This is a genomic window from Streptomyces sp. NRRL S-118 (assembly GCF_000716335.1).
Taxonomy (GTDB): domain Bacteria; phylum Actinomycetota; class Actinomycetes; order Streptomycetales; family Streptomycetaceae; genus Streptomyces.
The window spans coordinates 50,525-60,889 of sequence record NZ_KL591027.1 but is presented as its reverse complement, the minus strand read 5'-3'; the positions used below and the strand labels follow the sequence as shown (position 1 = coordinate 60,889).

General features: G+C 70.6%; 9 protein-coding genes. 1 reads left to right on the top strand and 8 read right to left on the bottom strand.

Features of this window, described 5'->3' with window-relative positions:
- A partial coding sequence (locus IH00_RS0131480) for a M23 family metallopeptidase (protein ID WP_158828032.1) occupies positions 1 to 581 on the bottom strand: 581 nt, incomplete at its 3' end.
- 14 nt (positions 582 to 595) lie between these two features.
- On the bottom strand, positions 596 to 1,585 hold the full coding sequence (locus IH00_RS0131475) for an alpha/beta hydrolase (protein ID WP_031079483.1): 990 nt from the start codon (positions 1,583 to 1,585) through the stop codon (positions 596 to 598).
- 471 nt (positions 1,586 to 2,056) lie between these two features.
- Between IH00_RS0131475 and IH00_RS42185 the strand changes: the two genes are divergently transcribed.
- Positions 2,057 to 3,160, top strand: a complete 1,104-nt coding sequence (locus IH00_RS42185) for a terpene synthase family protein (RefSeq protein ID WP_158828030.1) — start codon at positions 2,057 to 2,059, stop codon at positions 3,158 to 3,160.
- A 5-nt stretch (positions 3,161 to 3,165) separates the two neighbouring features.
- Here the strand turns inward: IH00_RS42185 and IH00_RS0131465 are convergent, their stop codons facing one another.
- From IH00_RS0131465 to IH00_RS0131440, 6 genes are all read right to left on the bottom strand, one after another.
- Entirely contained in the window at positions 3,166 to 4,611 is a 1,446-nt protein-coding gene (locus tag IH00_RS0131465; RefSeq protein ID WP_031079481.1) for a cytochrome P450, read from the bottom strand.
- The gene (locus tag IH00_RS0131460) at positions 4,608 to 5,228 is read right to left on the bottom strand and encodes a GTP-binding protein (RefSeq protein ID WP_031079480.1); all 621 of its coding nucleotides are present in this window, start codon (positions 5,226 to 5,228) and stop codon (positions 4,608 to 4,610) included. The genes IH00_RS0131465 and IH00_RS0131460 overlap by 4 nt, the downstream gene beginning before the upstream one ends.
- Positions 5,209 to 5,565 (bottom strand): DUF742 domain-containing protein, encoded by a 357-nt coding sequence (locus IH00_RS0131455; RefSeq protein ID WP_031079479.1) that lies wholly within the window; start codon positions 5,563 to 5,565, stop codon positions 5,209 to 5,211. Before IH00_RS0131455 ends, IH00_RS0131460 begins: the two co-directional genes overlap by 20 nt.
- Complete coding sequence (locus IH00_RS0131450; RefSeq protein ID WP_199819846.1) at positions 5,562 to 5,969, bottom strand: roadblock/LC7 domain-containing protein; 408 nt, start codon at positions 5,967 to 5,969, stop codon at positions 5,562 to 5,564. Before IH00_RS0131450 ends, IH00_RS0131455 begins: the two co-directional genes overlap by 4 nt.
- 1 nt (position 5,970) lies before the next feature.
- Positions 5,971 to 7,473 (bottom strand): sensor histidine kinase, encoded by a 1,503-nt coding sequence (locus IH00_RS0131445; RefSeq protein WP_078888063.1) that lies wholly within the window; start codon positions 7,471 to 7,473, stop codon positions 5,971 to 5,973.
- A 973-nt stretch (positions 7,474 to 8,446) separates the two neighbouring features.
- Complete coding sequence (locus IH00_RS0131440; protein ID WP_031079476.1) at positions 8,447 to 9,970, bottom strand: acetaldehyde dehydrogenase ExaC; 1,524 nt, start codon at positions 9,968 to 9,970, stop codon at positions 8,447 to 8,449.
- Positions 9,971 to 10,365: the final 395 nt, after the last annotated feature.

Sequence of the window (10,365 nt, the reverse complement as noted above, 5' to 3'; positions counted from 1 at the left end):
GCAGGACCCGGCCCGGTGCCGGGCATGCAGGGCATCTCGATCCCGCGCTCGGCCAGGTAGGGGATCGGATCGGTGCGTACGCTCGCGCCCGCGTCTCCCCAGACCCGCAAGTGAAGGTGGGGGCCGCTGGACTGCCCCTCGCTGCCCATCAGCGCGATCTGCTGGCCGGCCACGACCCGGTCGCCCACCCGGACGTCCCGCTGGTACATGTGCCCGTACTCGGTGATGGTCCCGTCGGGGTGCAGGATGCGGATCCACTGGCCGTAGCCCGATGTGTCGTATCCGGAGACGGTCACCTCGCCGTCGCCGACGGCGTGGATCGGGGTGCCGTAGTCGTCGGCGATGTCGATGCCGTTGTGTTCACGGCTGTAGCCCTGGGAGATGAACCCGGTCGCCGGACAGGCGGCGACGAAGCCGACCGCCCGGGCGAGGCCCCGGGCCGGCGCTTGGGCGGCGGCCGGGGTCTGCGCGGCGGCCGGGGCTTGGGCCGCGGCCGGGGACGTCAGGACGAGGCCCGGCAACAGGGCCGTGACGGCCGCGAGAACGACGCGCCGCGCGCGTCGGGAAAACGTCGGCAACACGTGACCTCCTCCCGTCACGCCTTGCGCAGGCGGCCGATGATGCCGTCGATGTCCCGCTGCATCATGTCGTGGCGGATGAAGTGGCCGCCGGGCAGCTCGTACCACTCGTGGGGGATCCCGGCACCGCCCAGCAGGCCGCGGAACTCGCGCTGCCCGGCGAGCACCTGGGTCTCGTTCACGGTGTCGAACCAGTTGACCGGGTCGGGGCTGGTGCCCGCGACCAGGAACACCCGCTTGTGGCGGTAACTCTCGATCCGCTGCACGGGGTTGTCGGCGCTCACCCGTGCCTCGTCCCAGAACGGGGCGCCGTAGACGGTGCCGCCGCCCAGGTCGAGGGCGGCGGAGGAGGCATTGGCCCAGTGAGTGACGAGGCCGCCGTCGCGGCGCAGGCTGGCGGGGCCCGAGTGGGCGCTGACGGAAGCGAAGTGGCCGTAGTACTTGGCGGCGTACTTCAGCGCGCCGAAGCCGCCCATGGAGAACCCGGCGACGGCGCGGCCGTCGTACTCGGCGTAGGTGCGGAAGTTCGCCTCGACCCAGGGGAGCAGCTGGCTGATGTGGAAGTGCTCCCAGTTGCGCGGGCCGACGTTGGAGCTGACGGGGTTGGAGTACCAGCCCGCGTGGCCGCCGTCGGGCATGACCACGATGATCGGTTTGCCGGCGGTCCAGGCGCGGATGCCCTCGCGGTCGAAGGTGATGAAGTCCTGGTCGGTGCCGCCGCCGTGGAAGAGGTAGAGGACGGGGTAGGTGCGGCCGCTCCAGTGGTAGTCGTCCGGCAGCAGGACGTTGACGGCGGGGTTCCAGCCGATGGCGGAGGTCTGGAAGCGGTAGTACCACATCCGGTGGTCGCTCTCGTTGCGGTCCACGATGCGCAGGCCGAAGCCGTCGCCGGCGGCCGCCGCCGTCGGCGCCGCCGCGAGCACGCCTCCGGCGCCCAGCGCCAGCGCGGCGCCGAGTCCGCCGGCGGATGTCAGCAGGCTCCTGCGGGTGGGGTGGTGCGCGGTCAACGTGGCCTCCTGGAGGGAACGCGGGGCGACGGCCGGGGTCCGGACCGCCGTGTAACGGGCGGTTCGGACGGTAGCCACGCGCCTCCCGGCGCAGAACCCGGAAGGTTACGGACTGACAGGCGCGGCCCCGGTCGGGTAAATGCGGGCCGCGGGACACCGCGCGACGAGACGGGGGCAGGCAGGTCCTGGGTGCCGACCTCCCTCCGATCGCCGACGCCGACGCCGACGCCGACGGTACGGGACCCGGGCGGCCTCGTGCGTCCCGGCGGCGGCCCGGCGAAGACCGGCGTCGGCGGGGCCGGGGTTGTGGAGCCGGCCACCTGGGCAGGTTTGAAGCGTCGCTCAGGGGGGCATTTCCGGCCGCCAATGGCTGGACAACGTCTGTCCGGGCGCTGAACTGGCAGCCGACTCAGGGATGACGGAGGAGCCGACCCCCGGCCCGCGCTGTCCCGCGAAGGAGATGGAGTGACCATGACCATGCATGCCGTCGAGCTCCCGGAACTGTGGATGCCGCATCCGCTGCGGGTCAACCGGCATTTACCGGGTCTGCGCGCGGAGAGCGAGACCTGGGCGCGCGCGATGGGCATGGTGAGCGACGACAGACGGTCGTCCCGCCACGCGATATGGACCCGGTCCCAGTTCCAGGCCATGACGGTGGACCAGCTCACCGCATGGACCCTTCCCGACGCCGCCCCGGCCGATCTCCGCCTCAATCACCGGTTCAACATCTGGGCGCTGGCATGGGACGACTACTTCGCCTCGGCCTTCAAACGGACGGGAGACATCCAGGGCGCACAGGAGTTCACCGCCCGGCTCCACGCCTTCCTGCGCCCGGAGGACGGCGCCCGACCACCGGAACCGGTGAATGCTGTCGAGCGGGGGATCGCGGACCTGCAGCAGCAGCTGTTTCCCCCGAGACTGGCGCACTGGCGGCGGGAGTTCAATCAGGCGCTGGCGCGATACATCGATGCCGGGGTCGAGGAACTGGCCAACAGCCGCACCGGCCGTGTTCCCCACCTGATCGACTACGCCCCGTTCCGGCGGGAGAGCTTCGCCGCTCATACCGCCCCCTACTCCGTCGAGCTCTCCACCGGTGCGCGCATACCCGAGCGCATCCTGAGCAGTCGGACCCTCCGTGCATTACTGGCCGCGTTCATGGACGTCATGGGGCTGGCGAACGACATCGCCTCCTACGACCGGGAAGTGCATGAGGAGCACGACGTCAACAACCTCGTCGTGGTGATGGCGACGTCGCTGGGGATCCCCCTGCGGAAGGCCGTCCCGGCCGCCATCCATCTGGTGAACTCCCGGCTCCGCGACTTCGAGCAGCTCCGGCGGGACGGGATCCCGCGGCTGGCCCGGCGCTCCGGCCTGCGACACGAGGAGCGAGCCGAGCTGGAGACGTGGATCGGAGGAGCCTGCAGCTTCCTGGCCGGTCTCCACGCCTGGTACACCGGGGCGCCCCGGTACGTGTCCGCGGACGGGCCCCCCGGGCAGCGGTACCGAGGGGGTACCGGCACATGCTTGCCGATACCCGCTTCGGCCGTTGGGCCGGGGGGCGACACGCAGCAGTGAGGGATCTATCGCCTCCGCAGGAGGCGCCCGAGGCGCACCCACCACGAGGAGCGGTCCCCAGGCCGCCGGTCGGGCTCGGGAACGGCCCTCGGAACCGGCGCCGCCCGGAGCATCGGGCCGCTCTGCGTGGGCGGGGCCGGCAGTGGTACCGGGAAATGCTGGTTCCTCGGGGGACGTGCGGCAAACGTGACGGGCAGTGCCGTCAGATGCCGGGCCCAGGTGGAGGAGCGCCAGGTGAGATCCTTCTCCGGGACGGCCAGGGCGATGTCGGGAAGCCGCGTCAGCAGGATGTCGATGCCGGTGTCGGCGATGATGCGCCCGATGTCCTGGCCGGGACACTCGTGGCTGCCGGCGCTGAAGGACAGATGAGCGCGGTTGTGGTGGACGGGCGTCGTGGGATCCGGGCGGATCGCCTTGTCGACGTTGCCGGCGGCCAGGCCGAGCAGGAGCATGTCTCCCGCCTTGATGTGCTGCCCGCCGAGGGTGGTGTCCCCCTTGGCCCATCGGGAAGGACACACCATCAGCGGGGGCTCGTCCCAGAGGACCTGCTCCACGGCTTCGGGCAGGGTCATCTGTCCGCCGGCCAGCGACCCGCGGAACCGGGGATCGGTGACCACCATCCGCAGGACGTTGGACATGAGGTTGGCGGTCGTCTCGTACCCGGCGAGCAGGATGAGACGCAGGTGTTGCACGACCTCCTCGTCGGTGAGGCCCGCCGGATGGGCCAGCAGAGCGGAGGCGATGTCCTGCCCCGCGTGCACACGCTTGGTCCTGACGAGCTGTTCGAGGCTCTCCACCACGATCGCGTTGCTGGCGAGCGAGGTCTCGGTGGCCTTGAAGAGGTCACGCGCGGCGTGCACGAGCCGGGGAGTCCCCTCCTCGGACATGCCGAGCAGATGCGTCAGGGTGAGCATGGGCAGGTGCTCGGTGAACTGGCCGACGAGCTCGGCCTCGCCGCTCTCGCAGAACGAGTTGACCAGCTGGTGGGCGAAGCGGGTGATGTGGCGACGGAGGCCGCGGTGATCGAACTGGTCGAGCGAGGCGGTGACCGCGCTGCGCAGGCGCTGGTGCTCCTCGCCGTCCGCGCAGACGCAGTCGGGACGCCAGCCGATCATGGGCATGAGCGGGGAGGTGGCCGGGTCGATCTCCCCGCTGCTCCAGCCGTGCCAGACCCGGGGGTCACGGGAGAACTGGGTGGCGCGGGTCGCCACGTCGCGGTTCTCGAGGTATCCGAGGACGAGCCAGGCACGTACGTCGCCGTCGAGCAGGACGGGTGCCACCGGACCATGGGCGGCACGCAACTCCTCGTAAAGGCCCATGGGGTCCGTCTCCGCTGCGGAGCCGAAGAGGCGGACCGCTCCTCCGGGCCCGGTGGCCGCATGGGCCGGGCAGCCCGGCGGCGGGAGCGCTCCGGAGTCCTCGGTGGTGTGGTCGGGGCGTGGAACGGTCATGCGGTCTCCTGGGCGGCGAGGGTGCACAGGTAGACCATCAGCGAGAGGAGGGTGTCGCGGCAGGACGCCCGGTCCCGTGCGTCACAGGTGACGAGGGGTACGGAGTCGCTGAGGGCCAGAGCCGTGCGCAATTCTTCTTCTGGATACTGCGGTGCGTCGGGGAAGGTGTTGACGGCCACGATGAACGGCACGCGGCGGTCTTCGAGGCGGGTGACCACCTCGAAACAGACTTCGACCCTGCGGGTGTCGACGAGGACCACGGCGCCGAGCGCCCCTTCGAAGATCCCGTTCCACAGGAACCAGAAGCGCTCCTGTCCCGGGGTCCCGAACAGGTAGAGGACCAGCTCCTGGCTGATGCTGATCCGGCCGAAGTCCATCGCGACGGTCGTGGTGTTCTTGCTCGCCGTGCCGGGATTGTGGTCGATCCCGACGCCGGCCTGGGTCATGGTCTCCTCGGTGGTCAGGGGAGGGATCTCGCTCACGGCTCCGACCATGGTCGTCTTGCCGACTCCGAAGCCTCCGACCACCACGACCTTGACCCCCCTGGCACCGTGGGCCAGCAGCACGTCGGTGTCGCGTGGGCCTGCCTTGAGCGCGTCAGAGTCTGCGTAGTCCATGAATAACCGCCTCCAATAGGCCGCGGTCGGGATAGGCCGCGACGGGCACGGGTGCAATCGCCTCGACGCGTTCGTCCTCGACGAGCTGGTACAGCAGCACGGTGACGACGCTGAACGGCAGGCTGAGGTAGGCCGAGACCTCGGCCACCGACAGCGGGTACCGGCACATGGAGAGAATGGCCGCCTGCTCGGGTTGCATCGAGGGTTCCGGATCGGACCTCGTCGCGATCAGGGTGACAAGGTCGAAGGTCTTGGCCGAGGCCCCCGCGCCACCGGTGATGACGTAGAGCGGAACGGGAGTGCCCTCGTCCCAGGGGGACTGGTTCTCCGAGCTCACATCGCCTGCCGGACGTCATCACGAGGCGGGCTGGTCATATGCCGGCCGATCCGGACCACCAGCGTCCGCATCCGGTCCCCGAGCAGCCCGGCGTCCACCTCCTGGTCCGCCAGTACCGCGAGGTACGCGCCGGGGCCGGCCGCCATCTGGCAGAAGTACCCGCCGTCGGCCTCGATCCCGACCGTGCGCGTCGAGCCGTTTCCGTACGGGAACATCTGTGCGATGGCCCTGGCCAGGCTCTGCAGGCCGGAGCAAGCCGCGGCGATTGCGTCGGCCGTGTCGGGCGCCGTGTTGGCCTGACCGATGCACAGACCGTCCGACGACAGGACGACGACGTGTCGTACGTGCGGAACGCCGCCCACCAGCTCGTTGAGCATCCAGTCAATGTTGGGCAGTGGCTGCATGTTAGTCGACCTCATCAGACGGCTCGCTGTGCGGAGTTGAAGGTTCGGTGCCCGGCCTCTTGGCACCGTTGAAGGCCTCCCACATCAGGCCGGGCTGGCGGGACGTGCCGGGCGTTCCCCTGGAGGCCGGGGTGGCGGGGGGCGTGGGGGCCGTGCGGACGACCGGTGGCGGGACGGGCGACTCCCGGCGCCGGCGGGGGAGTCCGTTCACGGTCTTCCCGACCTCGCCGGAAGGCGCCGGGCTGTCGTTCACGGCCATCGGCGCGGGCCGGGGGCGGATCGGTCCGCCGACGCGCTTCCGGGCGGGCTCCGGGGCCCGTACGACGGGCTGCTCCACTGTGGTGATCAGGCGTCGGGGCACCAGGACGACGGCCCGTACGCCTCCGTACGCGGAGGTGCGCAGGTCGACTTCACAGCCGTGCTCGCGGGCCAGCCTGCTCACGACCGGCAGGCCGAGCTGGGTCACCTCGCCCAGGCCCGTCAGGAAGAGCCCCGACGAGGCGTCCGCCATGACGCGTGCGATGCGCTGGCGGACCTCCTCGGTGAGTCCGACCCCGCGGTCCTCGATCTCGATCGCGATGCCGGAGGGCACCTCGATCGCGCTCACCTCCACCGGGGTGTGCGGGGGCGAGAACGTCGTGGCGTTGTCGAGCAGTTCGGCGAGCAGGTGGATCAGCGGTTCGGCTCCCGGACCGGTCACCGCCGCTTCCGTGACGGCCTGCAGCTTCACCCGGGGGTAGTCCACGATGCGCGACATGGCCCCCCGCAGGACGTCGTAGAGCGGAATGGCCTTCGACCACTGCCGCCCGGGGCGGGCGTCGCCCAGCACCGCGATACTGGCCGCGAGGCGGCCGATCAGCGCGTTGCGGTGGTCGATGTCCTGCAGTCCACGGGAGAGCACGAGGTCCGTGCCGTGGATGATCTGCATGGAGCGGAGGTCCTTGGCGAGCTGGTGCACGATCGCCTGGACCCTGCGCGCGACGGCCACGAGCGCCCGCTGGGAGGAGTCCCGTGTGCTCTCCTCGGCCTCCACGGCCTCCAGGAGCGTCCGCAGGGCCAGCCTGAGGGCCTCGGTGAACTCGTCGTCCAGATGCGCTCCGAAGGGGACGGACTGCAGGATTTCCGAGGACGTGTCGCCCTGCCGCAGACGCGCGACCGCTGCGGGCAGGAGCTCCTCCGCCAGCCAGACGGTGGTGGTGCGCTGATCGGCCAGGCGCCTGAGAAGGGCGGTCTCACGCTGTGCGTGGGCTTCCTGTGCCTGGGCCAACGCCCGTCCCTGACGGGCCGCCTCCGCCGAGCGGGACAGGCGTACGGTCGCAGCCGAGCAGATGGCCGTGAGCGACACCGCGGCGACGCCCCACCACGCGATCGGCGTCCGTATCTGCGCCGAGGACGCGAAGGCCAGCGCTATGGCGAAGGCGCCGGCCAGGACGCCCGGCGGGATGAGCCACACCGGAGGCGTCGCAGGCGGCCGGGCTCTGGAGGTGGAACCTGCACGAACCATCAAGGGTGTTCCTAAACAGTCTGGAATGAGCGGACCGACGTAGTGCGACGCGTCACCAGGAACATAATTTCGATCGAATGCGTAAACGTTCTCGAATGGGACCGCTCATAAGACATTCGCGCGAACGCTCACCGTGCGGCGCGGCGCAACACCTGTGGGGAGCATAGTCAGTTCATGTTTGCCGTGTGCCCTCGATGAAGGGAAGGTTCCCATCAAGCAATTCGACCTCATAAAGTGACAAGATTATGTACTGAAAATGACATCGAGTGATCGAATTGGGTCCCGCTTCCTACGACCCGGCGGAGCAGGCCCCGGCCCACGGGCTCGTCCCGGCTCGACGTCCTCCACGGTGGCGGCGGTGCATGCGTCACCGGGCCGGCGGCAGACCACAGGGTGCCGGTGAGGGGGGGCTCTCGCTCATGGGGGAGCGCGGGGCCCACCATCAGTCGGTTGCCGGAGCCACGCCGCATTGCGGTGGTGCCGACAAGGCGCGGGGGACGGACGGTGCCGTCCGCGTCGTGGCAGTGGGTTCGACGGGCCGGCCCGGCGCAATCCCCGGTGCCCGGGGGGCATGGACGTACGGCGGGCACCGTAACCGCCCCGATGGCAGCGACCCTTTTTCCCGTGGGAACGGTCCGCATCCTGTGGGAAAGGTCCGCGTCCTGGTCCTGAGGGACGGCGCCGAGCAAGGGTCCGCCGTCAGCGCCGGACGGATGCACGACCGGTGCCCGCGGCGATCGCGGGGCCCGACGTGTGAGCGGGCGGCGGCCACCGGGCACCGGTCCGGACCTCCCGCACCGCCGTCGCGGCGGCGCACCATTGCCGCCACGACGACGGGCGTAACCTCTTCCGCCTCTACGCCGGGTTCCTCGCACGGGGTACGGGAGCAGGCCCCCGCTCATGCCCCTGGAGGAAGCCGGGCTTCTGAGGCGAGCAGGCCACCGGCGGGTTCCTCGTCAACCGGCTGCAGGCTTCAGAAGAGCCCAAGTTTCCTCGGGCTGTAGGAGCAGAGGATGTTCTTCGTCTGCTGGTAGTGGTCCAGCATCATCCGGTGCGTCTCCCGGCCGATGCCCGACTGCTTGTAACCGCCGAACGCGGCATGTGCAGGGTAGGCGTGGTAGCAGTTCGTCCATACGCGGCCCGCCTGGATCGCCCGGCCCGCGCGGTAGGCCGTCGTGGCGTCCCGGGTCCAGACGCCGGCGCCGAGGCCGTACAGCGTGTCGTTCGCCGTCGTGATGGCGTCCTCGAAGTCGGTGAAGGACGTCACCGCGACGACCGGGCCGAAGATCTCCTCCTGGAAGACACGCATGCGGTTGTCGCCCTCGAAGACGGTGGGCTGGACGTAGTACCCACCCGCCATCTCGCCGTCGTACTCGACGCGTTGGCCGCCCGTCAGGATCTTGGCGCCTTCCTGCTGGCCGATGTCCAGGTACGACAGAATCTTCTCGAGCTGGTCGTTGGACGCCTGCGCACCGATCATCGTGTCCGTGTCCAGCGGATGGCCGGGCACGATCCGCTCCGTGCGCGCGACGGCGGCCTCCAGGAACTCCGCGTAGTGCCCGCGCTGGACCAGCGCGCGTGACGGGCACGTGCACACCTCGCCCTGGTTGAAGGCGAACATGGTGAACCCCTCCAGCGCCTTGTCGCGGAAGTCGTCGTCCTCCGCCCACACGTCGTCGAAGAAGATGTTGGGCGACTTGCCACCCAGCTCCAGCGTCACCGGCTTGATGTTCTCGGAGGCGTACTGCATGATCAGCCGCCCCGTCGTCGTCTCGCCGGTGAACGCGATCTTCGCCACACGCGGGCTGGAGGCGAGCGGTTTGCCGGCCTCCACCCCGAAGCCGTTGACGATGTTCACCACGCCCGGCGGCAGCAGGTCCGCGACCAGGCCCACCAGGACGTGGATGGAGGCCGGGGTCTGCTCGGCCGGCTTCAGCACGACCGCGTTGCCCGCGGCGAGCGCCGGGGCCAGCTTCCAGACCGCCATGAGGATCGGGAAGTTCCACGGGATGATCTGCGCCACGACGCCGAGCGGCTCGTGGAAGTGGTACGCGACGGTGTCGTCGTCGATCTCGCTCAGCGACCCCTCCTGGGCGCGCAGGGCGCCCGCGAAGTAGCGGAAGTGGTCGACGGCCAGGGGCAGGTCGGCGGCGAGGGTCTCACGGACCGGCTTGCCGTTCTCCCAGCTCTCGGCGACCGCCAGTTCCTCCAGGGAGGCCTCCATCCGGTCGGCGATCCGCAGCAGGATGCCCGCCCGTTCGGCCGGCGCGATCCGGCCCCAGGCGGGAGCCGCCGCGTGCGCCGCGTCCAGCGCGCGCTCCACGTCCTCCGCGGTGCCGCGGGCGACCTCGGTGAAGGGCCGGCCGTTGACCGGGCTCACATTCTCGAAGTACCGGCCACGGGCGGGAGGCACGTAAGCGCCACCGATCCAGTGGTCGTAGCGCGACGCGTACGAGACGATCGCGCCTTCCGTGCCGGGAGCTGCGTAACGGGTCATCTCGGGGCCTTTCTCGTACGGGGCCTGGCTCGCCGGAGCGCCGCGGCGGGTACGTGGGGGTGCGTGCCGGCCGGCGGCGCTCGCCGCGAGACGTCGCCGCGAGGCTAGGCACCCGGAGGTTGCAACGCCGTTGCGGGGAGCCCTGCGCCTGCAGCGCCCGCGCCTGCAGCGCCCGCGCCTGCAGCGCCCGCGCCTCGAGTCGCCCCGCCGGTGTGACGATGCCGCGTCGCGTCGAGGCGCCCGACGTGCCGACGCTCAGGCGCCTTCACAGGACCGCTGCGCTCACCGCCGCCACGGACCACGGCCCCAGGCCCCCGCGGCTCCACGCCTCGCGACCCCTGAACCCCGACGGCCCGACACCGCGCCGTTCCCCCGCGGCCCCCCGCTGCTACGGC

Excerpts from the sequence above, each read along its gene's own strand:
- IH00_RS42185 (WP_158828030.1), top strand. The coding sequence starts at position 2,057 with ATGACCATGCATGCCGTCGAGCTCCCGGAACTGTGGATGCCGCATCCG.
- IH00_RS0131465 (WP_031079481.1), bottom strand. The coding sequence starts at position 4,611 with ATGACCGTTCCACGCCCCGACCACACCACCGAGGACTCCGGAGCGCTC.
- IH00_RS0131460 (WP_031079480.1), bottom strand. The coding sequence starts at position 5,228 with ATGGACTACGCAGACTCTGACGCGCTCAAGGCAGGCCCACGCGACACC.
- IH00_RS0131450 (WP_199819846.1), bottom strand. The coding sequence starts at position 5,969 with ATGCAGCCACTGCCCAACATTGACTGGATGCTCAACGAGCTGGTGGGC.
- IH00_RS0131445 (WP_078888063.1), bottom strand. The coding sequence starts at position 7,473 with ATGGTTCGTGCAGGTTCCACCTCCAGAGCCCGGCCGCCTGCGACGCCT.
- IH00_RS0131440 (WP_031079476.1), bottom strand. The coding sequence starts at position 9,970 with ATGACCCGTTACGCAGCTCCCGGCACGGAAGGCGCGATCGTCTCGTAC.